This is a genomic window from Lactobacillus sp. PSON, assembly GCF_052615405.1.
In genome coordinates this window covers 92,436-117,388 of record NZ_JBQXFW010000002.1, presented here as the reverse complement: position 1 = coordinate 117,388, position 24,953 = coordinate 92,436, and the positions used below count along the sequence as shown (strand labels likewise).

The window sequence follows — 24,953 nt, the reverse complement described above, 5'->3', positions numbered from 1 at the left end:
GGAGGTATGTTTTATGACTGATCCAATTCATGTAACATCTGAAATCGGAAAATTAAAAGTAGTTATGTTGCATAGACCAGGTAGAGAAATTGAAAATGTCTATCCTGAAATTTTGCACAGAATGTTAGTTGACGATATTCCATATTTGCCAATTGCTCAAAAAGAACATGATGAATTTGCTCAAACTCTTAAAAAGAATGGAGCAGAAGTTTTATATCTTGAAGATTTATTAGCAGATGCTTTAAGAGATGACAATATCAAGAGCGAATTTCTTGATAAGATTATCGCAGAATCTGGCTATGCTGATGGACCAATTCGTGATGGGCTAAAAGAATATCTACTTAGCTTCAATACTAAGGAAATGGTCAATGAAATTATTGCTGGTGTTCGTAAAGATAAGATTAAGACTAAATTTAAGACTTTAGCAGAATTAGCTGAAGATCAAGACTATCCATTCTACATGGATCCAATGCCAAACGCTTACTTTACTCGTGACCAACAAGCATGTATTGGTAATGGTATTACTATTAACCGTATGACATTTAAAGCTCGTCAGCGTGAATCATTATTTACAGAATATATTATTAAGCATAATGAACGTTTTGCTGATAAGAGTGTTGAAGTATGGCGTAATCGTTACCCAGAAGGCCATATTGAAGGTGGCGACGAACTTGTCCTTAATGACCACGTATTAGCAATTGGTATTTCACAACGTACTACTGCAAAAGCAATTACCGAATTAGCTCACAGCTTATTTGAAAAATCAAATTATGATACTGTAATTGCAATTCATATTCCGCATAATCACGCTATGATGCACCTTGATACAGTATTTACAATGATTAATTATGATCAATTTACTGTTCACCCAGAAATCTTAAAGAATGATGGCAGTATCGATGCTTATATTTTACATCCTGCTGAAAATGGTGAAATTAGTATTGAACATGAGACCAACTTAGTAAATATTCTTAAGAAAGCTCTTAATAAATCTGAAATTGATCTTATTCCAACTGGTGGTGGAGACCCTGTCATTGCTGCACGTGAGCAATGGAATGATGGTTCGAATACTTTGGCTATTGCTCCAGGAGTCGTAGTTACATATGATCGTAACTATGTATCAAATGAAGTATTGCGTAAGCATGGAATTACGGTTAATGAAGTTTCTTCAAGTGAATTATCACGTGGTCGTGGCGGCCCTCGTTGTATGTCATGTCCAATAGTTCGTGAAGATATTTAATTTAGGAGATATATAAAATGGCAGCAAATTTATCCAAATAGATATTATCGGATAAATTTGCTCCTTTTTATTTAAAAGATTTATTCAATTTATGAAAGGATACAATCATGGATGAAACAGGACAAGCTGTATCTAACGAAGAACCCACTGTTAAAAATAAAAAGGGTATTGGTAAAGGTGAACTAATTGCTTTAATTGTAAGTTCATGTATCGGAACTGGAATCTTTGGTATTACCAAAGATGTAGCTCAAGCAGCCGCTCCAGGTCCAGCTATACTTTCTTGGATCTTTGTTGGATTAGGATTTTTATTTTTAGTATTATCACTTAATAATTTGTCAGAAAAAAGACCAGATTTAGAGTCAGGTATCTTTTCTTATGCTGGAGCTGGATTTGGTCATTTGGGTGAGTTTATTTCTGGATGGTCTTATTGGCTGTCAGCATGGCTAGGCAATATTGCATTTGCCACAATGTTAATGAGTGCTCTTGGAATGTTCATTCCAACTTTTAAGGGTGGTCAGAATTTACCATCAATTATAGTAGCAGCTATTTTTTGCTGGCTGTTGACGATTTTGGTAAATAATGGTGTAGAAAGTGCTTCTTTCATTAATATGATTGGGACAATTTGCAAAGTTTTACCATTATTGATATTTATTTGTATTATGTTTGTAAGTTTTAAAGCTGGTCTCTTTACTGCAGATTTTTGGGGTAGAGTAGCAAATAATGCTTCGAAAGGAACTGTAACTGGATCATTTGGAGAACAAATTAAGGGAACTTTGATGACTTTGATTTGGGTATTCATTGGTGTAGAAGGTGCTTCAGTTATGGCTAGCAGAGCAAAATCTCAAAGAGATGCACGCCAAGCATCTTTAATTGGATTTGCTATTTTAGTTATTATTTACGTGTTAATTTCAATATTACCATACGGTACTTTAACTCGAGCACAATTAGCAAGCATGGGTCAACCAGCTATTGGACAAGTTCTTCAGGCAACTGTAGGAACTTGGGGAGCTGTCTTAATTAATGTTGGATTGATTATCTCAACATTAGTTTCATGGCTTTCTTGGACAATGCTTCCAGCAGAAACTACTATGTTGATTGCTAATGATAAGTCAATGCCAAAGCTATGGGGAAAACTAAATTCAAAGAAGGCACCTACTGCTTCCTTGATGATTACTGCCGTTTTGCAAACTATTTTTCTTTTCTCACTTTTGTTTACTCAAGAAGCATATGAATTTGCTTATAGCCTATGTAGTGCAGCCATTCTATTTTCTTACTTATTTGTTGGTTTATATCAAATGAAATATAGTGCTCGCTCTAAAGAATGGTGGCAATTTACTATAGGGTTACTTTCTGCAGGCTTCATGTTGGCATGTATGGTATTAGCTGGTTGGCAAGAAGTACTATTAGTATCAATTAGTTTTATTCCAGGCTTTTACATTTATTACTTAGCTTGCAAAGAAAACAATAGGAAATTATCAGCAGGCGAAAAATGGACTATTGTTTTAATTTTACTTTTAAGTGTAGTGGCAATTAGTTTGTTGATTAGCGGAGTTATTGTAATTAATTAATCTGCAAAAAACAATTTGAAGTTGAAAAGAGAGTGGAAAATAGTGAAGGAGAAGAAACTAAATATATTCCTCTTAATTGCTCTAATTGTAGGTACGATAATTGGTGGTGGCATATTTAATAGTCCGACTGATTTAATTATGAAGGCTAATCCACTAGCCTCACTAATTGCTTGGGTAATTGGTGGATTTGGAATTTTAATGTTAGTACTAGTTTTTTATAAATTATCAGTTCTTAAACCAGAGCTAACAGGAGGAATATATACTTATTCCAAAGCTGGTTTTGGGAATTATATGGGTTTTAACTCATTTTGGGGTTATTGGTTGGGTTCCATTTTTGGAAATATCGCCTTCATTACTTTATTTTTCAAAGCTTTAAATAGTATGCTTGGTCCCCATGCATTATCATCTTTATGGTGTTTTATCGGAGGCTCAGCAATTTTATGGATATATACACTAATAGCATGGCTTGGTACTCAAGAAGCAAGTATTTTAAATGCTGTAGTGACTATTTTGAAAATAATTCCTTTATTTTTAGTAATTATAATCGGAATATTCACTTTTGATTTTAATAAACTTAATGTGCCAAACTGGACAAGTGTATTAATAGTAAATCATCATTTTTCTTCTCTAGGAACTCAAATTAATGATGCTATGAGTACAATTGTTTGGTGCTTTGTAGGAATTGAAGCAGCTGTGACAATGTCTCGCAGGGCAAAAAAACCTAATGATGTAGGGATTGCTACAGTTGTAAGTTTCTTAATAGTTTTAATCTTATATATGCTTGTATCTATTTTTCCTATGGGAATTGCAACACCTAAAGAATTATCACACTCTCTTGTGCCTTTAGTAACTGTGTTTAAACAAAATCGGTTTGCATATTTAGGTAGCTTAATTATAAAAATAGGTTTGTTAATTTCTTTATTAGGGGCCTTATTAAGTTGGTTTATAATTGGACCAGAAATAGCTTATGTTACAAGTATCGACAATAATTTGCCTAAAAAATTCAAAAAACTAAATAAACATAAAGTACCAAGTTATGCTTTACTCGTTTACACTTTGATTATGCAATTCTTTTTATTGCTTTTATTACTCCCCCAACTTCAAAGTGCTTATACAGTTGCCTATACTTTAGCAGCTTCAATGACATTAGTATCATATTTATTATCTGCAATGTATGGAGCAAAAGTTGCCTATCATCAAAAGAAAGATTATTGGTTTAAATTGTTTGCGAGTTTAGCTGTAATATATACAATTTATATGCTAATTGCTGCAGGGATTGAGTATGTATTTGCAAGTACAATACTATTTGGCTTAGGTATTCCATTATATTTAGCATCTCCTGGAAAATTAACAAATAAAGAAAAATTTGTAGCCAGTGGTATTGTAGCAATTGGAAGTATTGCAATGATTTTTATTGTTCAGGGATATATTCATTTATGAAGTATAATCTTCTCTAGAAATCAATCTTTCTGAGCAATTTGAATCATTATGCTTTCAATTTAATAAAAAGCGCTTCCTATTTAAGGAGTGCTTTTTTGTTTAGTTAAGTTATAATAAAGATTAGGAATTAGTTTTCGAAAGGTGGTTTTTTTAGTGAAAATCCTCGCATTATCAGGTTCAAATGCTGAAGGCTCATATAATGAAGCACTTCTTAAGTATATTATTAAGCATTTTGCTGGCAGATATGAATTTGAATTAGCTACTGTAAAGGGCTTGCCAATGTATAAAGAAGGTGTAGATGCACCTGATGAAGTATTATCTCTTGGAAAGCAAGTTGAAGATGCAGATCTTATTTTAGTAGCATCTCCAGAACAACAACACTCAGTGACAAGTAGTTTGAAGAGTGCACTTGAATGGTTATCTAGCTCAATTCATCCATTCCATGATAAACCAGTAGTAATTGTTTCAACTTCACCAATGCCTCAAGGTGGTAGTCGTTCACAAACTCGTTTGAAGAATATTTTAGCAGCTCCTGGCTTCAGTGCTCATGTATTCAATGGCGATGAATTTATGATGGGCAATGCGCCTAAGCAATTCGATGAAGAAGGTAACTTAGTAGATGAAGGTACTATTAAGTTCTTGGGTCATTTCTTTGATGAAGTTGATGCTTGGTATACCCAGCTTACTAAGTAGAAAGGGATAGAATATGAAATTATTAGCTATTGTTGGTACAAATGCACCATTTTCATATAATCGCTTTTTGGCAAAATATATTGCTAAGCGTTATGGCGATAAAGCAGAAATCATTGTTAGAGAAATTGATGATATAAAGCCATTTTGCCGTACTGATGAACCCGATGAAGCTACTAAGGCATGGATTGAAGATATTAAAATGGCAGATGGTATTATCTTAACTACTCCAGAATATGATCATGCTATTCCAGCTTCACTTAAGAGTGCTTTAGAGTGGCTTGGTTCACATGCTGGTCCTAATGTTATGAAAATGAAGCCAGCAGCTGTTGTTGGTACTTCTTATGGTATTCAAGGTGCAAGTCGTGCACAAGAAGATGCTCGTGAAATTTTACTTTCACCAGATATGAGTGCTAATGTTTTGCCAGGCAATGAAATTTTAATTGGTGGCGCCGCAAATAACTTTGATAAAGAAACTGGCGATTTAGTAAATCCAAACTATATTGAACAATTAGATGGAGTAATGAGTAACTTCTTTAAGTTTGTTGAACAAGCCAATAAATAAAAATTTTGCTACATTTTTGGCAAAGGTTGTAAAATAAAGTCTGAGAATTATGTCTCAGACTTTTTCATTTTTTGAAAGTTTTAAAGAAGGGAAGTGAAGTGGATGGAAGTTAATATTTTACCGCTTAAAACCGTTAGAAATCCACGTGATTTAGGAGGATATGTGGGGAATAACGGAAGAAAAATAAAAATGCACAAACTTTTGAGAACTGGTAAGGTAAATAATTTATCTGAACATGATAAAAAGTTTTTACAAGAATATGGCTTAAAGAAGATAATTGACTTGCGTTCTAAACAAGAACGAGAAAACTGCCCCGATGATAAAATTGAAGGTGTAGAACATTTATCTATTCCTTTGTCTGAAATTGATAACACTAAGGGTGGCAAAGGAAATATTGAAAAAACTTTTGCAAAATATCGTCAAGATCAATATGCTGGCTTTAAGATGATGTGTGAAAGATACCATGGTCACATTTATAAAGAACATGCTCAAAATGCGATGAAGAAAATTTTAGAAACTTTGGCAAATACTCCTAATGGAGCTGTGCTTTATCATTGTTCTGAAGGAAAAGATAGGACAGGTCTTGTAACTGTTATGATTCTTTATCTTTTAGGAGTTGATATGGAAGTCATTCGGCAAGATTATTTGTATTCAAATGTAATGCTTAATAATTATCGAGCTAAAAGGGATGCAAAATTTAAAGAAAACGGTGAAAATTTAACTTTCCGTTCTAATATGCGAACTTTGGGATCAGTGAGTGATGCATTTTTAGATACTTCGCTTATTACTATCGAAAAAGAATTTGGTGGAATGGACAAGTTTATGAAAAATCAACTAGGTGTAACTCCTGAATTAAAAGAAGCACTATGTGATATTTATTTAGAAAAGCAATAAAAAATGGAAGAAAAATTTATTAAAGATTTAGCCTTAGAGCAAACTATCGGGCATCATCATGCATTAGGTACTTCAATTACTTTACAAACTTTTGGCACAACTGATGATTATGCAATTCAAAAGTCCTTTGAATTAATTGATCACTATGAAGATGTTTTAACAGTTAATCGTGATCAATCAGAAATTATGGATATTAATCATGCTGCAGGAGACCATGCAGTGCAAATCTCCAAAGGTGCTTATGATTTGGTTAAATTAGCAATTGAAAAAAGTCGAGAACGCTTTGGTTTTAATGCACTCATCGGACCAGTAGTGAAGTTATGGCATATTGGCTTTAAAGGGGCGCATGTTCCTGCTAAGAGCGAAATTGAACAAAAAATGCTTTTGACAGATCCATACAATGTAAAACTTGATGATGTAAATCAAAGCGTATTTTTGCTTCAAAAAGGGATGGAATTAGATCTTGGCGGAATTGCTAAAGGTTGGATTGCAGACCGCGTAAAAGACCTCTGGCATGCTTACGGAATTAATTCTGGAATCATTAATTTAGGTGGCAATATTTTGCTTGTAGGAGACAGTCCTAAACGTGTAGGTGGTCAATGGGCAATTGGTATTCAAGATCCCAAAGAACCACGTGGCGACAATATTACTTCTGTGATGGTTCCAGAGTGTTCTGCAGTAACTAGTGGTACTTATGAGAGATATTTAGTTGTTGATGGTAAAAAATATCACCACTTGATTGATCCAAGAACTGGCTATCCTGTTCAGACTGACTTAGCAGGAGTTACTACTTTTACAAAAACTTCAGTAGAAGCAGAAATTGAATGTAAACGTCTGTTTTTTGCAGGCAAGCCTATCAAAGGCTGGAGTGATGATCCAGATAGAATTGGCGCAATTTTTGTCTATAATGATGAAAGAGTTGTGTATGATAATTTTGGTAAGTAAAAAATAGTGTGTAGTAAAAAAACTATACACTATTTTTATTTATTTCATATATTAATTGAAACTTTATCTTATATTTGGTAATACATATGTGTAAGTTGTAAGGTTTATAGTTTAATGATTTAAGGGAAGCAAAATGAAGTTTAAGAAATTATTACTCATAACAGTTTTAACGGCTGGTTCAGTAGCTTTTTTGTCAACAACTCCTAAACAAGCTGAAGCAACAACTATAAAAGACTCAACAGTTGAAAAAATCACATCAAATAAAAATCTTACCAAACAAGGCTATGTTTTAAATGTGAAAGATCCATCTGGCAAGATTTATGTTGGTAAAGCAAATTATAAGCATGGATTAAAGACATCTGAACCATTTAAGGCCAAGACAATTAACTGGAAAAAGATAAAAAATATTAAATTCAGAATTGAAAAGATGGCTACAGCTAAAAAGGCAGCGATTTTTGGTGCACCTCAGTATTTTGTAGCTTCTAAAGATAAAAAATATAGTGGCTGGACTACTCGCAGTGGTTTAAGTTATTATTTTGCTAATACTAAAGCCATGAAAAATGTAATGAAGCCACTTAAAAGAATTATTGATAGAGATTCCAGTAGTTTAAAGAATGCTAAAAATAAAAAGGATTTCAATTTAGCTCTTAAAGCTGCTAAGAAATTACCAGCTAATCAAAGAAAACTAGTAATGCTATCTCTTAATCAAATTAAAAAAGATGGTAATTTAGAAAATCGTTCAAAAAATATTTTACTTTTTGAATTTTAATGAAGATTGAAATAATAAAAAAAGATTGGTTCAAAAAAAGCCAATCTTTTTTTATCCCACAGTCTTACCAATACTAAAGATACTATTAAACATTCCATTGGAAAGACCGGGAGTATTATAAATGATAAATTTTAAAATCGGTGAATCAACTGTTTGTTGCATGAACCATGGATTTTGAATTGCATTAAGCATCGAAAGCAAAACATAGATAAAGAAATAAGTTGCAATAAATGAAGCAAAAGCCCCAAGTACACTATCTAAGACACTTCCTACATTTGTAGCATTTGGATTTTTGCTAGGAATCCATGATTTAAAAATTTGTACAACTTGTCTTCCAAGGAACAAGATAATAAAAAATGCCGCAAATCTAAAAAGCATTAAATTAGTTTCTAAAGTTAGATTTGTTTGAATTTGATGTCCTGTAAATTGTGAGTACATCCAGTTTCCTAGTGGATTTTGGAAGAAAATTGCAATCATAAATACAAGTGCCGCAAATATTAGGTTGATGATGTAACGAGTAAAGCCTGTCTTATACCCATTGTAGGTTTCCCAGGCAAGATATAGCAAAACAATAAGTGTAACAATCATAGATTTTTTCTCCTTTTGAAAGATTATACCTCATTTTAATTTTGACGAGTGAATAAAAATAATAGATAATAAATGTTGAGTTTGGCTTTACAGAAAGCCAATAATAGCGTTAAATTTAAGGAGTGTGAAACACCGTTTCACAGGTGAAAAATGGATCCTCAACAATTTGTACAAGAATTATCAAAACATAATTTAAAAATAACTAAAGAGCAAGAAGAACAATTTAAGATATATTTTAAAGAATTAATTGAAACTAATAAGGTTGTCAATCTAACTAGAATTACAGAAGAACATGAAGTATATCTTAAACATTTCTTTGATAGTGTAACGCCACTTTTTACTTTTGGTGAAGTTTTCAAAGATGGACTAACTCTTTGCGATGTTGGTGCAGGGGCTGGCTTTCCTTCAATTCCACTTAAGATATTGATGCCAAGCCTTAAGGTCACCATTGTCGATTCACTTGCTAAGAGATTGAAGTTTTTAGAAAGTTTAATCCAAAAGCTGAATTTAACAAATGTGGAGTTAGTTCATGGTCGAGCAGAAGATGTTGGACAAAATCCAAAATACCGCGAAGCATTTGATTTAGTAACAGCACGTGCAGTTGCTAATATGACTGTTTTAAGTGAATATTGTATACCTCTTGTAAAAAAGGGCGGCTATTTCATAGCTCTTAAAGGACCTAAGGCAACAGGTGAACTTGAAGATAGTCAAAAAGCTTTGAATGTTTTAGGTGGAAAGCTTATTAAAGATGTAGAGTTTACTTTACCTGAAAGTGAAGAAGAGCGTACTTTAGTTTTAGTTGAAAAGATCAAAGCTACACCTAAAAAGTATCCAAGACAAGCAGGGACCCCCCGCCGTAAACCAATAGTATAAACTAGGAGGAGTTATAAATGGCATTATTTTCATTTGGACATCGTGATGAAGTTCCAAAGAACAAGCAAATTAAAGATTTAGAATTAGATAAAATTACCCCTAATCGTTATCAGCCTCGTCACACTTTCAGTGATGAGTCTATTCAAGAATTAGCTCAAACTATTAATGAAGAAGGATTACTTCAACCAATCATTGTACGTGAAGATGGTGATGGTTATGAAATTATTGCTGGAGAGCGTCGTTTTCGTGCTGTTAAGAGTTTAGGTTGGGATAAAATTCCTGCAATTGTTAATAATATGGATGATGACAAGGCAGCTTCTCTTGCAGTAATTGAAAACTTACAAAGAGAAAACTTGAATCCAATTGATGAAGCTGAAGCATATAAGAGTTTAATGGAACTTAATGACTTAACTCAAACTTCCCTTGCAAAAGATATGGGTAAATCACAATCTTATGTTGCTAATAAATTGCGTCTTTTAAAATTAAGTCAAAAAGTTAAAGATGCTTTAGTTGCTGGTAAGATTTCTGCTCGTCATGGTCGTGCTTTAGTAAGTCTTGATGAAAAAGATCAAGCAAGAGTTTTAGATGAGATAATCAATAAAAAGTTGAATGTTACCGAAACAGAAGCTATTACTGCTGATGTAGAAGGATATTTCAATCCAAAGCCAGAAGTTAAGAAAGCTAAAGTTAAAGATGAAAAAGCTAAAAAGACTACTGCTTCTAAGACAAAGGCTGCTCCAACTAAAAAAGAATCTAACACTCGTGCAATGACTAAGATGCCTAAGGATCTTAAAGTTCAAATCAATACGATTAAACGTGCTGTTAAGCTTGCTGAAGAATCAGGAATTGATGTTAAAGTTACTGAAAATAACGACCCTAATAATTACAAGATAACTATTGAACTGAAGAGAAAATAGGAGGGCAGCATGAAAAATATGGTAAATGTAATTTCGGTTGCCAATCAAAAAGGTGGCGTTGGTAAAACCACAACCACTATTGATTTAGCAGCCTCAATTGCCGACCGTGGTTATCGTGTTTTAATTGTGGATATTGATCCACAAGGAAATGCGACTTCTGGTTTAGGAATTGAAAAATCAGAAATTGACCAGGACATTTACAACGTTTTAATTGATGAAATCCCTTTACAAGATACTATTCATCATACTTCTACACCAAAGCTGGATATAGTTCCTGCTACTATTAACTTATCAGGTGCTGAAACTGAACTTATTAGCATGATGGCTCGTGAAACTCGTTTAAAATCAGCTCTTGATGCAGTAAGTCATGATTATGATTTTATTTTTATTGATTGTCCGCCCTCACTTGGCCAATTATCAATAAATGCTTTCACAGCATCAAATTCAATCTTGATTCCAGTTCAAAGTGAGTACTATGCTTTGGAAGGATTAAGCCAGCTTCTTAATACGATTAGACTTGTGCAAAAACACTTCAATAAAGATTTAGGTGTTGAAGGAGTTTTACTTACAATGTTGGATGCTAGAACTAACTTAGGAGCTGAAGTAGTAAAAGAAGTTCAAGGATATTTTAATAAAAAAGTTTATAAAACAATTATTCCTCGAATTACTAAACTTGCGGAAGCTCCAAGTTATGGGCAGCCAATTACTGAATATGCACCAAAATCTCGTGGTGCTAAGGTTTATGATGATTTAGCAAAAGAGGTGTTAAAAGCACATGGCAAGAGACTCAAAAAGTAGTGAACCAAGAAAAAAAGGTGGTTTAGGACGAGGTATTGAAGCTTTATTTGAAGATACATCTCCTAAGCCGGAAGCAGAGGAAGTTCATGAAATTTTATTGGATGAAATTCGCCCTAATCCTTATCAACCAAGAAAGACTTTTGATGATAAGTCTTTAGAAGAACTATCTGCTTCAATTAAAGAAAATGGTGTCTTTCAGCCAATTATTATTCGAAAATCAATTAATGGTTATGAAATCATTGCAGGTGAGCGTCGTTTTCGTGCATCAAAGTTAGCTGGTCAGAAAACTGTTCCAGCTATTATTAGAAAATTTGATGAAAGCGAAATGATGGAAGTAGCAGTTTTAGAAAACTTGCAACGAGAAGATTTAACTCCACTTGAAGAAGCGCAAGCTTATGAAATGCTTCAAAAGAATCTTGGTCTTACTCAAGAAGAAGTTTCAAAACGAATGGGCAAATCTCGCCCCTATATTGCAAACTATTTAAGATTGCTTACTTTGCCTAATAAAACTAAGCGTCTGCTTCAACATGGAGAACTTTCTATGGGACAGGCTAGAACTTTATTAGGGCTCAAAAATAAAGACAAGATTGATTCTTTAGCAAAGCGTGTAGTCAAAGAAGGAATGCCTGTTAGAAAAGTTGAGGCACTTGTTGCTTCTTTGAATGCTAAAAAAACACGCAAAAAAGCAACTCAAAAATCTGCCTTTATTCGTGCAAGTGAAAGTCGTTTAAGTGAAAAATTTGGTTCAAGTGTAAATATTTCTGAATCTAAAAAAGGTAAAGGACATTTATCTATTGATTTTGCTTCAGAAGAAGAACTTAACAGAATTCTTGATATTTTAGGCGTTGATTTAGATGATTAAACAAGACTATAATTTGGCTGATACGGTATTAATGAAAAAGCCGCATGCTTGTAAAACTAATGATTGGGAAATCATGCGCATGGGAGCAGATATTAAAATCAAGTGTATGGGATGCGGAAGAATGATAATGATGCCGAGGGCAGAATTTTCTAAAAAGTTAAAGAAAGTTTTAACTAAAGCATCAGATCCTGTAAACTTGAAAAAGAAATATTATGTTCCAAAAGATCGTATTGCTAAACCAAACTTATTACAGTAAAAATTATTAAAGAAAAAGAGGAAAAATATGTCACTAACTGCCGGAATCGTCGGCTTACCAAACGTTGGTAAGTCAACTTTATTTAATGCAATTACTAAAGCTGGTGCTGAAATGGCCAATTATCCATTTGCAACCATTGAACCAAATGTTGGTATGGTTGAAGTCCCAGATAGTCGTTTAGCAAGAATCCAAGAATTAATTCCTGCTAAAAAGATTGTTCATACTACTTTTGAATTTACTGATATTGCTGGTCTTGTAAAAGGTGCTTCTAAAGGTGAAGGTCTTGGTAACAAGTTCCTTGAAAATATTCGTCAAACTGATGCAATTGTTCACGTAGTTCGTGCTTTTGATGATGACAATATTACTTCAGTTACTGGTAAAGTAGATCCAGAAGAAGATATTAATACTATTAACCTGGAATTAGCAATTGCTGACCTTGATGCAGTTAACCGCCGTATCAATAAAGTTAAGAAAATTGCTCAACAAGGCGATAAGGATGCTAAAGCTGAAATGGCTGTTCTTGAAAAGTTGCAACCAGTTTTAGAAGAAGGAAATGCAGCTCGTTCAATTGACTTTAATGAAGATGAACAAAAAATCGTAAAAGGCTTATTCCTTTTAACTTCTAAGCCAGTTATTTATGTAGCTAATATTGCTGAAAGCTCAATGGCTGATCCTGAAAGTGATAAGTACTTCCAAATCGTTAAAAAACATGCTGAAAGTGAAAATGCGGAAGCATTAGGAATCAGTGCAGCAACAGAAGAAGAAATTGCCGCAATGGATGAAGAAGAAAGAAAAGAATTCCTTGAAATGGAAGGTGTTGAAGAATCAGGACTTGATCGTTTGATTAAAGCAGCTTACCACATTTTAGGACTTAGAACATTCTTTACTGCAGGTGGTCCAGAAACTCGTGCTTGGACTTTCCATGAAGGAATGAAAGCACCACAAGTAGCTGGTGTTATTCACTCAGACTTTGAACGTGGATTTATTCGTGCTGAAGTTGTTTCATATGATGATTTGAATAAATATGAAACCATGCAAAAAGTTAAAGAAGCTGGTCGTCTTCGTCTCGAAGGTAAGGATTATGTGGTTGAAGATGGCGATATTATCGAATTTAGATTCAATGTCTAGGAGAAAAAATGGCAGAAGAAAAACAAGATAAGACTGCAAATATTGATCAAAACAAACAAGAAAAATTAAAAGCAAAAACTGAAGCAGAGGAAAAAGATAGCGAAATTAAAACTGAATCTCCAGAAAAATTGCGTTCCATGCTTTCAAATAAGAATTCTGATTATGTTTTTCGTCTTCAAAAAGAATTAATTATCCAAGGCAAAATTAGTTCTGATAAAGCAGCCGAAGAAGTCAATAAGTTATTACCAGAAATCGTGGTTGCTCAACGTCATGGTCAACCAGCAAATGGTTTATATATGGCTTCACCTAAAATTAAGGCGCAAGAAATGCTTCATCCAAAACAAGAAGCAGAAATTGATCATCCATTTTGGCAACGTGCAGTTGATGGGGCACTTTTATACATGGTCTTCTTCATTGGTATCTTTGGTGTGATTGCATTATTTACTCCAAATACTAAAGACAATGGTCAAATGGGAATTGTTACTTTAGCTTCAACTGGTGCATTGATGGGAATATTCATGACTAAATACAATGATTGGATTATGCCAGTTGCAGGAAAACGTAAAAAATTACCATTTGGAAGAATGATTTTAGGAATTATTGGCTTACTTGCGATATTGATGGTGTGGATTTGGCTATTTAATTTACCAGGACTTCGCACGATAAATGTAGTATTGCCAGGCGGAATTGATTTAGTAATTGCAGCAGTAATCTTTGGTATTCGTTACTTATTTAGAAAGCAATACAATATTACTGGCTCAATTTTTGCGCCAACACCTCGTAGAAAATAACTTGCTAATTTTTTAAAAGAGGTATACTCTTAAATATAAGTCTTTGAAAGGGATGAATAGACTTTAATAGTCTATTTGTCTCTTTTTTATGCAATATTTAATTAAATAATAGAAAGGGGCATCTATTTGATAAAAACATTGAGTAAATCAATTCGTCAGTATAAAAAATTATCAATTCTTTCTCCATTATTTGTTATTGGAGAAGTAATTATTGAAATGCTGATACCTTATTTGGTAGGTATTTTAATTGATAAAGGAATTATGAAGGGGAATATGCCTTATATTCAAAAAATGGGGCTAATTTTATTTATATTGACAATTATTTCATTATTTTTAGGTGCAAGTGCAAGTTACGTTTCAGCACATGCTGGAGCTGGTTTTGCTGCAAACTTACGTAAAAATATGTTCGATCATATGCAAGATTATGCATTTGAAAATATTGATAAATTTTCTAGTTCAAGTTTGGTTACACGTCTTACCACTGATGTAACTAATGTTCAAAATGCTTATCAAATGTTGATTAGAATTGCGGTAAGAGCACCAATGATGCTGATTGTGGGTATTGTAATGTCAGTTATCATTAGTCCGCGTTTATCACTTATCTTTTTAGTAATTGCACCAATTTTTGTAATTCTTTTGGGAATTATTATTAAATCAGTTTATCCATATTTCCCTAAAATTTTTAAGGGATATGACAAGATGAACCAAGTTGTTCGTGAAAATGTTCGTGGTATTCGCGAAGTTAAAACTTACGTTCAAGAAAAACCACAAATTGAAAAATTTGAAAAATCATCAGGATTTATTTATAAACTTTTTTCAACTGCTCAAAAAATCTTATCTCTTAATGCCTTAGTTGTAGCTGCAGTTTTAAATATTGCAACTTTGGCTATTTGCTGGTTTGGTGCTAAAGAAATTGTGGGTGGCACTCTTCAAACTGGTCAATTAATTTCAATGTTTTCATATTCAAATTCAATTTTATTTAGTTTAAATATTTTAGCAATGATTGCAACTCAGCTTATTATGGCTAGTGCTAGTGGTCGTCGTATTGCGGATGTGATCAATGAAAAGCCTGCCATTGAAAATCCACGCAAGCCTTTAAAGAATATTACTAATGGAGAAATTGTTTTTGATCATGTAGGTTTTAAATATGAAGCAGGCGATAAGACTGCTGCTTTAACTGATATTGATTTACATATTAAACCTGGTGAAACAATTGGGATTATTGGTGAAACAGGATCTTCTAAATCAACACTTGTTTCAATGATTCCACGTTTATATGACGTTACAACTGGAGCTGTGCGCGTAGCGGGACACAATGTTAAATCTTATGATTTAAAAACGCTTCGTGATAATGTAGCTATGGTATTACAAAAAAATATTTTATTTTCTGGAACAATTAAAGAGAATCTTAAATGGGGAAATGAAAATGCAACCGATGAAGAAGTAGTTGCTGCTGCAAAAATTGCCCATGCTGATAGTTTTGTTCGAGAAATGCCTGATGGCTATGACACAATGGTTGAGCAAGGAGGTTCTAACGTTTCTGGAGGACAAAAGCAACGTTTAACAATTGCTCGAGCACTTCTTAAAAAACCAAAAATTTTAATTTTAGATGATTCAACTTCTGCAGTTGATACAAGTACTGAAAGACAAATTCGTGAATCTCTTGCTAACGATATGCCAGAAACAACTAAGATTATTATTTCTCAACGAATTGTTTCAATTAAAGATGCTGATCGAATCATTGTGATGGATCACGGTCATATTCAAGACATTGGTACACATGAAGAACTTATGAAGACTAATGAACTATATAGTTCAATTGCTAAGTTCCAAGAAGAAAATTCAAAGTAAGGGGGGATTTTTTGGATAATACTAATCAAATTAAAGGACATCGTTCTCAAACCCTTAAGCGTCTTTTAAAGCTCGTTCTTACGACTAGTCCATGGATGTTTATTATTTCGATTATTTCAATTATTTTGGCAGCTGGCTCCAATGTTATTGGAACTCTGTTTATTGAAAAATTGATTAATAACTATATTACTCCTCTAGTTAAGCAAGTTCAGCACCATCAAACACCAAACTACGGGCCACTTGCATATGCGATTGCAGTAATGTTTGGTATTTATGCAATTGGTTTTATTGCAAACTACTTGTTTAATATGCTAATGGGAGTATTGGCACAAAAAGTTCAATATCGTGTTCGTAACAATATGTTTACGCATATGGAAAGTCTGCCAATTGCTTATTTTGACCAAAATGACTATGGCGATATCATGTCACGTTATACTAACGATATTGATACTTTAATGCAGATGATTTCACAATCAATTCCGCAATTTACAAATTCACTTTTAAGTTTAGTTTTTGTAATTAGTGCTATGTTTATTTTAAGTTGGCAGTTGACGATCTTTTCATTTATTGTCTTTGCTTTATCATTTGGAATTGTGCGTTACTTAACCAAAAAATCTAGCTATTATTTCAGTGTTCAACAGAAAAAACTAGGTGAAATTAATGGTTACAACGAAGAAATGCTTAATGGATTGAAAGTTATTAAAGTCTTTTCTCATGAACCAGAAAGTAAAGCCGGTTTTGAAAAATATAATGAACAGTTGAGGATTGCTTCAGGTAATGCTAATACATTTGCAACTATTCTTTTCCCAATTATGGGAAATTTAGGGAACTTACTATATGTTTTGATTGCTTTTGTTGGTGGAGCAGTTGCAATTAATAATTGGGCTCCTTTAACACTTGGAGCAATTGCATCATTCTTGCAACTTTCTAAGCAATTCAGTATGCCAATTGCGCAAATTTCTCAGCAATTGAATTCAATTGTTATGGCGCTAGCTGGTGCACGTAGAATCTTCCAATTAGAAGATGAAGCTTCCGAAGCTGATACAGGCGATGTTACTATTTCTAAGAATAAACAAGTAGAAGGAGCATGGAATTGGAATGTTCCTCAAAAAGATGGTTCTATTAAAGAAGTTCCTGTACGAGGACATATTATTTTTGACCATGTTAACTTTTCATATGTACCTGATCATCAAATTTTGTATGATATTTCAATTAATGCAAAACCTGGCATGAAAGTTGCCTTAGTTGGTGAAACTGGAGCCGGTAAAACAACAATTTCTAATATGCTTAATCGTTTTTATGAAATTGATTCAGGGACTATTACTTATGATGGCATTGAAATTGATAATATTAAAAAAGATGATTTAAGACAATCACTTTCTATTGTTTTGCAAGAAACTCACTTGTTTACAGGAACTATTATGGATAATATTCGCTTTGGTAATCCTGAAGCTAGTGATGATGAAGTTTATCAAGCAGCTCGCTTATCACATGCTGATGAGTTTATTCATGAACTTGAAGATGGATATGAAACTGTTATTGATGGAGATGGTGGGGACCTTTCTCAAGGACAGATGCAACTACTCAGTATTGCAAGAGCTATGATTGCAGACGAACCAGTTATGATTTTAGATGAAGCTACTTCAAGCATTGATACTCGTACTGAAAAAATGGTTCAAGCTGGTATGGATAATCTTCTTGCTGGTAGAACTAGTTTTGTCATTGCTCACAGACTTTCTACTATTGTTAATTCAGATCTTATTTTAGTTTTGGATCATGGTCACATTATTGAATCAGGAAATCACGATGAATTACTTGCTAAAAAAGGCTATTATTATGAGCTTTATACAGGTAAAAAGGAAATTCAATAATTTAAGTGCAACTATTAGGACTTAATGTGTGAATAGTGTTACGATGGTCATAAGAAAGAAGGCCGTACTATGAAAAAAGGGAGCTTATGGCTTGTATCCGTATTATTAGTTCTTCTTGGCTTAATGGTTTATTGGGATCATGGATTTAAAGATTTTGGTAAGCCAGCAATGATTGTAACTACAATTTTAATTATAGTAACTATTTTGATTGCAATATTTGGCACATTCAGCAGTACTTTCAATTCTTGGATAGGTGCCTGGTGGGTCGTTCCAGATGGTATTTTATTCGGGTTTGCTAGTATGCTTGATTATGCTTCAGCAGCCAAGATTTGTTGTTTTGCACTTCTTATGATTGTTTGCATTTATGTAGAAACGAAGCTTTATGATGATAAAAGAATTGGAAGATAGTTAGCTTCGAGAAAAGGTTGAGATTTTTCTCAGCTTTTTTATTTTTGTTAAAAATTTGAGCAGAATTTTGTGCCTTTATCTAAAAATAGTTAAAATAGTAAGCATAGACTCTGGTAAACTATACTATGATGAATTAATATTTTTAAGTAAAGAAGGAGGACAATTCCTCGTGAAAATCTTAGTTGTTGATGACGATAAAGAAATCGTTGAATTATTAAGCATTTATTTAAAAAATGAAGGCTATGAGCCAATAACTGCCTATAGTGGTAAAGAAGCTATTACAAAATTATCTACAACTCCTGATATTGCATTAATGATTTTGGATGTAATGATGCCGAATATGACAGGAATTGATGTAATTAAAGAAGTAAGAAAAGATTCAGATATTCCTATTATCATTGTTTCCGCAAAAACAGGTGATATGGATAAAATTCAAGGACTAATTACTGGAGCTGATGATTATGTTTCTAAGCCATTTAATCCGCTTGAAGTAATGGCTCGTGTTAGATCACTTCTTCGCCGCAGTCAAAAACAAGTCAAAGATGATGAACCAGATGTTTTAGAAGTTGGACCACTTGTAATTAATCGTGACTCTCATGAAGTAAAAACAATTGATGGCAAGACTATTCAATTAACTGCTTTAGAGTTTGGAATTTTGTATTTATTAGCAAGTCATCCTAATCGAGTATTTTCTGCAGATGAAATTTTTGAGAGAGTTTGGCAACAAGAATCAATTGTTTCCGCAAAAACTGTTATGGTTCATGTGTCTCACCTTCGAGATAAAATTCAAAAAGCTACTAGTGGTGAAGATGTGATTCAGACTGTTTGGGGCGTTGGTTACAAGATTGAGGCATAATTTGTGAAAAAAGAGCGTGTAAAATTAACTGGCGCTGAAAAAAGCGAATTATTTGCGGAAGCTGTAGTTACTATCGTTCTTTTGCTTTTGCTTAATTTATCAATTATTATTTTGATTCACTTGGCAATTTTGCAAGATGAAAATTTAGTAAACGGTATATTCTTTTTAAAAAGTACTATGACTTTTGTTGGAGGAACTCATCTGTGGTCTTGGCAGAATACCTTTATTTTAGTTATGGCACTTGGAGACGTAATTGTTTTGTATTGGCGTCTTATTCGAAGATATCATCAAATGCAACTTCGGCATGTCATTTCTGAGCTGCATTATATTGCAAATGGACATTTTGATCATCGAATCTCTTTTGTAGTTAGGACTGATTTACAAAGAGTTATTGATTCCATTAATTCATTAGTTGATAGTACAGTAAGTTCAATTAATGAAGAACGAGCAATTGAAAAAAGTAAAGATGAGCTAATTACTAACGTTTCTCATGATATTAGAACCCCTTTAACATCAATTATTGGATATCTTGGCTTGTTAAAGTCTGGAGCAGCAAGTCCTGAAGATCAGATGAAGTATATTAATATTGCTTATACCAAAGCAGAACAGATGAAGTCTTTGGCAAATGATTTATTAGAATATACAACCTTAAAATCAACTAATACAACTTTAAATTTAGCTCCGCTTCATATTTATTCAATGCTTGAACAAGTTGAAGCGGGATTTGAGCTTGAAGCTGAGAAAAAAGGAATTACTTTTGAAATAGAGGCTAGACCAAAAGATTTAACAATTAAAGCTGATCCTGAAAAGCTTGTTCGAGTTTATAATAATTTAATTACTAATGCCTTAAAATATGGTACCGGAGCAACAAAAATCAAATTAGTTGCTAACTTAGTGAATAATGAACAAGTTGAATTAAGAATTGAAAATAACGGTGAAAAGATTCCAAAAAAATCTCTTGATAAAATTTTTGAACGTTTCTATCGTGTAGAAACTTCTCGAAATACCAAGACTGGTGGTACAGGATTAGGACTTTCGATTTCTAAAGGAGTTGTTGATCTTCATCATGGAACTATTAGATGTGAATCAGATGACAATTGGACTAGTTTTATAATTCGATTGCCACTAGATCCAAGCAAATCAGCGTAGTCTAAATAGCTGTGCTATAATTTACTTATTCATTCAGCAATAACAAATTTGAGGAGATAAGGCTTATGAGTATTTCTCTAAATACCTGTATTTTAATTTTAAAAGAACACCACTTGCTTAAGTCAAGTGCAGTTCAAGATACTGTCGCAACTAAGATGGAATATGTATCATATGATTCTCGCGACATTGAAACTAACACTTTATTTTTCTGTAAAGGTGCTGGTTTTAGACCAACTTATTTATCAATGGCTAAAGATAATGGAGCAATTTGCTACGTTGCAGAACAGCCATATCCAGAAGGTAAAGGAATGCACGCTTTAATTGTGCGTGATGTTTCTAAGGCAATGTCCCTTCTTTCAGCGGCATTTTTTGGCTTTCCACAAGATGACTTGTTTGTTGTAGCTTTTACTGGAACTAAGGGTAAGACTACTTCAGCATACTTTTTAAAAGGAATGCTAGACAAGATGAATGGAGGACGAACTGCCCTTATTTCTTCAGTAAATGATGTGGTAGGACCAAAGCCTGAAGATACATTTAAGTCAAGTTTGACTACTCCAGAAAGTTTAGACTTATTCCGTGATATGCGTACTGCAGTTGATAATGGAATGACTCACTTAGTAATGGAAGTTTCAAGTCAAGCTTATAAGAAAAACCGTGTCTTTGGATTAACTTATGATTTAGGCTTTTTCTTAAATATTACCCCAGATCATATTGGTCCTAATGAACACCCTAACTTTGCTGATTACTTGCATTGTAAATTGCAATTACTTGTAAACTCTCGTAAATGTATTATTAATGCAGAAACTGATCACTTTGATGAAGTCTATGCTGCAGCAACCACTACTACAAATCCAGATAGCATTTACTTATTTGCAAGTGAAGATTTTGAAAATCCTAACTTAAAAGCTCCAATTGATTTCAGATATGCTTCACAAGAAACTGATATGCGTGAAACTAAGTTTAAGCTTTTCTGTGCAACAGATAAGGCAAAGGAATTACCAATTAATGGTGACTACACTCTCCAAATGATTGGTGATTTTAATGAATCAAATGGTACTGCCGCAATTATTGGAGCAGGTCTTGCTGGAATGAGTCATGATGAATGTGCTGCTGGAATTCGTCACGTGACAATTCCGGGTAGAATGCAAAATGAAATGACTAAAGATCATGGTATGGTTGTAGTAGATTACGCTCACAATAAAGCTTCAATGATGGCTTTGATGCGTTTCATGCAAAAAGAATTTGATAATCCAAAAATTATTGTTGTTGTAGGAGCTCCTGGAGATAAGGGAGTATCTCGTCGTCCTGGCTTTAGTGAAAGTCTTAGTGCCTATGCTGATAAGGCATTTCTTACAACTGATGATCCTGGATTTGAAGATCCACAATCAATTGCAGAAGAAATTGATTCAGGAATTGATCATTCTAAATGTGATGTAACAATTGAATTAGATCGTGAAAAAGCTATCCATGATGCAATTAGTATGGCTGGCAAAGATGATGTAGTTCTTATCTGTGGTAAGGGTGCAGACGCTTTCCAAAAGATTCGCGGGGTGGACAATCCATATCCATCAGATATTGTAGTTGCTCAACGAGTAATTAATGAACTTGAAGGCAAGCAAGAACATTTTAATTAGAGTGTGATAATATGAAGCATTTTTTTAGTATTATCGGTGGAATGGGAACAATAGCTACTGAAAGTTATGTTCGTCTCATTAACCACCGTGTAAAAATTAATCGCGATCAAGATTATCTTAACTATTATTTAGTTAATGATGCTCAAGTCCCTGATAGAACTGCTTATATTAAGGATCATTCAAAGCCAAATTTCTTTTACGATTTAAAAGATGATGTCGAAAATCAGGCGAAAATTGGAACTGATTTTTATGTTATGCCATGTAACACTGCACATTATTTTTATGATGATTTAAATAAGTTAAATGATATTCCATTCTTACATATGATGAGAATTGCTGTTCATAACTTTGTTGAGAATTATCCAAATGAAGAAAAAATTGGCTTGATAGCAACTGAAGGATCAATTTATGATCATTTGTATGCTGATGAAATCAAGAAAGTTGGACGTAAGGTCGAGCTTGGTGGCCCAGAAATCCAACCAATGGTAAATGAATTAATATACTCTGACATTAAAGAAAAGGGAATCGTTGATCACGATTTGTATCATAAAATCTTGAAGACTATGCATGACAAATATGGGTGCAATGTTATTTTGCTTGGATGCACCGAATTGTCATTAGCTCAAGAAAAAGCACCAGACCATCCATATAACGTAATTGATCCGCAATCAATTATTGCAGATGTGTCAATCGAAGTGGCATTGAAGATTCGTAATGGCATGGATCCAAAAGAGGCTTGCGCCAAATATATGTATAATTAATAAAACCCTCCAGTTTGAAGCTGGAGGGTTTTTGTATAATTAAATTTGATTGCGAATAAATAAAATTAATCCTAAAAATCCTGTAAAAAGCATAATTATATAAGTTAACCAAAGATGTGGCCAACAAATTGCCAAAATAATTGAAAAAATCATGATGCCAATACTGGAATTGCGAACCATTCTTTTATAGCCCATCAGCAAGCCTGTTAAAAGCCCAAAAAGAAATATTTGATTTGCCATATTGCAGTATAGAGCGAAGCTATCAAAAAGATCAAAGTTGTTAGTAGGAGAAGCTAAATCTTGAAAAATAATTACAAAGCTTGTGATGAAATATGTTGCAGAGGATAAAACTACGATTAATCCTAAAAAACGGTAAAAGCTTTTCTTAAAAGTATAATGCGGAAGAACATTCGCAAATCTATCAGCTAAAGAATCGCGCTTTCTATAATGTTGAGAAACATATTGACCGGAAACTTTAAGGTGAAGAACATAAATCCACCCAGCTAAAAAGTAGGCAATGATAAGGAAGAACTGACCTACGATAAGATGAGCAAAAAGAGAGAAGTTAAAGGTTAAAGAATAAGCTAGAATAATTACATAAATTAATTCGATGAGAAGAGCAATCAATTCTAGTTTTCTAGATAATGTATGCTTATTAGAATTCATAATTTTTCACCTCTATATATTAAAATTAAATTAATAATATCATTAAATAATAAGTAATCAAGATAATAATTAATTTTGGTTAATTAACTTAGTTGGTAGTAGAATTGAGTTAGATATTAGGAGGTAGAATTATGAGAAAACCTGATGAGGGTGTGGGGATGCACCAAGACCTCACTCCAGAAAACAATGAATTTATAACTAAATTAAGATGGATGGTTAACCGTGATCCAGACTTATTAGGAAATAAAGATATAATGAAGTTTGTTGAGCTTGCTATTTTCAAAGCAAGTAAAAATGAACCTAGAGATGAAATTGCTAAAGAACTTGATGAAGAGTTGTCAGACTATTTAGTTAAGACTGATTTTAAGGCGCCAGCAGGAGTTAAGAAATTGCAGGCAGAGCTTAAGAAATATACTGAAGTTTTATAGTGAAAGAAGTGCTGTAGCAGGCACTTTTTTTGTTGTAAAGGTAATTGAGTAATAATATTATAAAAATCGTGTTGCAAATGTTATAATATGTATATACAAATTTATAAGGAGAAAATATAATGAGTCAATTTTCAATGAGAATGGATCCAAATTTTAAGAAAGAAACTCAAGATAATTTTAAAAAAATGGGATTAAGCATGTCAGCTGCAACTAAGATGTTTTATACGTTTGTGAATAAACATGGTTATTTACCCTTTACTCCCACTACTGGTAAAACAGAGCTAGAGCAAGCAATTGAAGATGCTGAAAATGGTATTTATGGTCATACATATAATTCAGTAGAAGATTTTAAAAAACATTTATCTAAGTAGCATGGAAGTAAAAACTACTAGGCAATATGATAGATCAGAAAAGAAATATCGTAAGAAGCATTATCCAATAGAAAAAATTGGGGATTGTGTTGAAGCAATTATTAATAATGATGTAGAGTTTTTGAAGAAACATAAAGATCATAAAATTGGAAAAGTTCGAGAATTACATATTGATAGACAATATAATGATGACTGGTTACTAATATACCAAATAATAAATAATAAAATGATTTTGTTATTGGTTAATACAGGAGATCATGATAACTTGAATAGAATAATCAATGAATAGAAGTGTTGTAGCAGGCGCTTTTTTTGTTGTAAGGATTTTTTTCTATCGTTATAATTATTGCAAAACTGATTGGAGAAAATAATGAGAGATTTCATCTTAGCTGTTATTGGCTTTGTAATTATAATCTTAATGCTTGCAGCAATCCTTGCATTTCCTAAAACATTAAAAGCAAAACAGGGGTCTAATTATACTTATGTCTATTATAAAGTGAAAAATGGTAAACGCAAAAAGTACGAAATGAAATTTGAATCATTTTGGCAAGTTTATTGGAGATGTTGGGTGAAAGTTTTAGCTGGATTTGTTAATATGACAATTCCTTTATGAAAATAATGGACCGATTTGGTA

At 33.1% G+C, this 24,953-nt stretch carries 28 protein-coding genes; 26 read left to right on the top strand and 2 right to left on the bottom strand.

What is annotated here, in order from left to right; genetic code table 11:
• The first annotated feature begins 13 nt into the window (after positions 1–13).
• The 8 genes from arcA to ACTHPI_RS01005 all read left to right on the top strand — a co-directional run bounded on the left by arcA (position 14) and on the right by ACTHPI_RS01005 (position 8,111).
• Entirely contained in the window at positions 14–1,240 is a 1,227-nt protein-coding gene (gene arcA, locus ACTHPI_RS01040) for an arginine deiminase (RefSeq protein ID WP_445352325.1), read from the top strand.
• A 107-nt stretch (positions 1,241–1,347) separates the two neighbouring features.
• The gene (locus tag ACTHPI_RS01035) at positions 1,348–2,808 is read left to right on the top strand and encodes a basic amino acid/polyamine antiporter (RefSeq protein WP_445352324.1); all 1,461 of its coding nucleotides are present in this window, start codon (positions 1,348–1,350) and stop codon (positions 2,806–2,808) included.
• Between the two features lie 42 nt (positions 2,809–2,850).
• Positions 2,851–4,248 carry an amino acid permease gene (locus ACTHPI_RS01030; protein WP_445352323.1) on the top strand — a complete coding sequence of 466 codons (1,398 nt, stop codon included), beginning with the start codon at positions 2,851–2,853 and terminating at the stop codon, positions 4,246–4,248.
• Positions 4,249–4,401: 153 nt separating this feature from the next.
• Complete coding sequence (locus ACTHPI_RS01025; protein WP_445352322.1) at positions 4,402–4,941, top strand: NADPH-dependent FMN reductase; 540 nt, start codon at positions 4,402–4,404, stop codon at positions 4,939–4,941.
• Between the two features lie 13 nt (positions 4,942–4,954).
• The gene (locus ACTHPI_RS01020; RefSeq protein WP_445352321.1) at positions 4,955–5,503 is read left to right on the top strand and encodes an NADPH-dependent FMN reductase; all 549 of its coding nucleotides are present in this window, start codon (positions 4,955–4,957) and stop codon (positions 5,501–5,503) included.
• A gap of 102 nt (positions 5,504–5,605) precedes the next feature.
• Positions 5,606–6,397: a tyrosine-protein phosphatase gene (locus ACTHPI_RS01015; protein WP_445352320.1), complete on the top strand. Its 792-nt coding sequence runs from the start codon at positions 5,606–5,608 to the stop codon at positions 6,395–6,397.
• Positions 6,398–6,400: 3 nt separating this feature from the next.
• Complete coding sequence (locus tag ACTHPI_RS01010) at positions 6,401–7,342, top strand: FAD:protein FMN transferase (protein ID WP_445352319.1); 942 nt, start codon at positions 6,401–6,403, stop codon at positions 7,340–7,342.
• 133 nt (positions 7,343–7,475) lie between these two features.
• Positions 7,476–8,111 (top strand): hypothetical protein, encoded by a 636-nt coding sequence (locus ACTHPI_RS01005; RefSeq protein ID WP_445352318.1) that lies wholly within the window; start codon positions 7,476–7,478, stop codon positions 8,109–8,111.
• 51 nt (positions 8,112–8,162) lie between these two features.
• Here the strand turns inward: ACTHPI_RS01005 and ACTHPI_RS01000 are convergent, their stop codons facing one another.
• The gene (locus ACTHPI_RS01000) at positions 8,163–8,699 is read right to left on the bottom strand and encodes a CvpA family protein (RefSeq protein ID WP_445352317.1); all 537 of its coding nucleotides are present in this window, start codon (positions 8,697–8,699) and stop codon (positions 8,163–8,165) included.
• A gap of 150 nt (positions 8,700–8,849) precedes the next feature.
• On the opposite strand from ACTHPI_RS01000, the gene rsmG reads away from it, so the two are divergent.
• The 14 genes from rsmG to ACTHPI_RS00930 all read left to right on the top strand — a co-directional run bounded on the left by rsmG (position 8,850) and on the right by ACTHPI_RS00930 (position 22,854).
• Positions 8,850–9,572 (top strand): 16S rRNA (guanine(527)-N(7))-methyltransferase RsmG, encoded by a 723-nt coding sequence (rsmG, locus tag ACTHPI_RS00995; protein ID WP_445352316.1) that lies wholly within the window; start codon positions 8,850–8,852, stop codon positions 9,570–9,572.
• A 17-nt stretch (positions 9,573–9,589) separates the two neighbouring features.
• Positions 9,590–10,489, top strand: a complete 900-nt coding sequence (gene noc, locus ACTHPI_RS00990; RefSeq protein ID WP_445352315.1) for a nucleoid occlusion protein — start codon at positions 9,590–9,592, stop codon at positions 10,487–10,489.
• Between the two features lie 18 nt (positions 10,490–10,507).
• The gene (locus ACTHPI_RS00985) at positions 10,508–11,287 is read left to right on the top strand and encodes a ParA family protein (RefSeq protein WP_445352495.1); all 780 of its coding nucleotides are present in this window, start codon (positions 10,508–10,510) and stop codon (positions 11,285–11,287) included.
• Complete coding sequence (locus ACTHPI_RS00980; protein ID WP_445352314.1) at positions 11,265–12,149, top strand: ParB/RepB/Spo0J family partition protein; 885 nt, start codon at positions 11,265–11,267, stop codon at positions 12,147–12,149. Before ACTHPI_RS00985 ends, ACTHPI_RS00980 begins: the two co-directional genes overlap by 23 nt.
• On the top strand, positions 12,142–12,405 hold the full coding sequence (locus tag ACTHPI_RS00975; protein ID WP_445352313.1) for a DUF951 domain-containing protein: 264 nt from the start codon (positions 12,142–12,144) through the stop codon (positions 12,403–12,405). The genes ACTHPI_RS00980 and ACTHPI_RS00975 overlap by 8 nt, the downstream gene beginning before the upstream one ends.
• Positions 12,406–12,432: 27 nt before the next feature.
• Positions 12,433–13,533: a redox-regulated ATPase YchF gene (ychF, locus tag ACTHPI_RS00970; RefSeq protein ID WP_445352312.1), complete on the top strand. Its 1,101-nt coding sequence runs from the start codon at positions 12,433–12,435 to the stop codon at positions 13,531–13,533.
• Between the two features lie 8 nt (positions 13,534–13,541).
• Positions 13,542–14,324: a DUF1129 family protein gene (locus ACTHPI_RS00965; RefSeq protein WP_445352311.1), complete on the top strand. Its 783-nt coding sequence runs from the start codon at positions 13,542–13,544 to the stop codon at positions 14,322–14,324.
• A gap of 126 nt (positions 14,325–14,450) precedes the next feature.
• On the top strand, positions 14,451–16,175 hold the full coding sequence (locus ACTHPI_RS00960) for an ABC transporter ATP-binding protein (RefSeq protein ID WP_445352310.1): 1,725 nt from the start codon (positions 14,451–14,453) through the stop codon (positions 16,173–16,175).
• Between the two features lie 11 nt (positions 16,176–16,186).
• Complete coding sequence (locus ACTHPI_RS00955) at positions 16,187–18,046, top strand: ABC transporter ATP-binding protein (protein ID WP_445352309.1); 1,860 nt, start codon at positions 16,187–16,189, stop codon at positions 18,044–18,046.
• 69 nt (positions 18,047–18,115) lie between these two features.
• On the top strand, positions 18,116–18,454 hold the full coding sequence (locus ACTHPI_RS00950; protein WP_445352308.1) for a hypothetical protein: 339 nt from the start codon (positions 18,116–18,118) through the stop codon (positions 18,452–18,454).
• Positions 18,455–18,623: 169 nt separating this feature from the next.
• Entirely contained in the window at positions 18,624–19,310 is a 687-nt protein-coding gene (locus ACTHPI_RS00945) for a response regulator transcription factor (RefSeq protein WP_445352307.1), read from the top strand.
• A 3-nt stretch (positions 19,311–19,313) separates the two neighbouring features.
• Positions 19,314–20,459 carry a sensor histidine kinase gene (locus ACTHPI_RS00940; RefSeq protein ID WP_445352306.1) on the top strand — a complete coding sequence of 382 codons (1,146 nt, stop codon included), beginning with the start codon at positions 19,314–19,316 and terminating at the stop codon, positions 20,457–20,459.
• A 65-nt stretch (positions 20,460–20,524) separates the two neighbouring features.
• Positions 20,525–22,093 carry a UDP-N-acetylmuramoyl-L-alanyl-D-glutamate--2,6-diaminopimelate ligase gene (locus ACTHPI_RS00935; RefSeq protein WP_445352305.1) on the top strand — a complete coding sequence of 523 codons (1,569 nt, stop codon included), beginning with the start codon at positions 20,525–20,527 and terminating at the stop codon, positions 22,091–22,093.
• 11 nt (positions 22,094–22,104) lie between these two features.
• A complete protein-coding gene (locus ACTHPI_RS00930; RefSeq protein WP_445352304.1) occupies positions 22,105–22,854 on the top strand; it encodes an amino acid racemase in 750 nt (249 codons plus the stop codon).
• A gap of 39 nt (positions 22,855–22,893) precedes the next feature.
• On the opposite strand, the gene ACTHPI_RS00925 is transcribed toward ACTHPI_RS00930, so the two are convergent.
• On the bottom strand, positions 22,894–23,520 hold the full coding sequence (locus ACTHPI_RS00925) for a hypothetical protein (RefSeq protein ID WP_445352303.1): 627 nt from the start codon (positions 23,518–23,520) through the stop codon (positions 22,894–22,896).
• A gap of 131 nt (positions 23,521–23,651) precedes the next feature.
• Between ACTHPI_RS00925 and ACTHPI_RS00920 the strand changes: the two genes are divergently transcribed.
• From ACTHPI_RS00920 to ACTHPI_RS00905, 4 genes are all read left to right on the top strand, one after another.
• Positions 23,652–23,948, top strand: coding sequence for a bacteriocin immunity protein (locus ACTHPI_RS00920; RefSeq protein WP_445352302.1), 297 nt, complete (start codon positions 23,652–23,654; stop codon positions 23,946–23,948).
• 119 nt (positions 23,949–24,067) lie between these two features.
• A complete protein-coding gene (locus ACTHPI_RS00915) occupies positions 24,068–24,319 on the top strand; it encodes a type II toxin-antitoxin system RelB/DinJ family antitoxin (RefSeq protein WP_445352301.1) in 252 nt (83 codons plus the stop codon).
• Position 24,320: 1 nt separating this feature from the next.
• Positions 24,321–24,608, top strand: a complete 288-nt coding sequence (locus ACTHPI_RS00910) for a type II toxin-antitoxin system RelE/ParE family toxin (RefSeq protein WP_445352300.1) — start codon at positions 24,321–24,323, stop codon at positions 24,606–24,608.
• An 81-nt stretch (positions 24,609–24,689) separates the two neighbouring features.
• Complete coding sequence (locus ACTHPI_RS00905) at positions 24,690–24,932, top strand: hypothetical protein (RefSeq protein WP_445352299.1); 243 nt, start codon at positions 24,690–24,692, stop codon at positions 24,930–24,932.
• Positions 24,933–24,953: the final 21 nt, after the last annotated feature.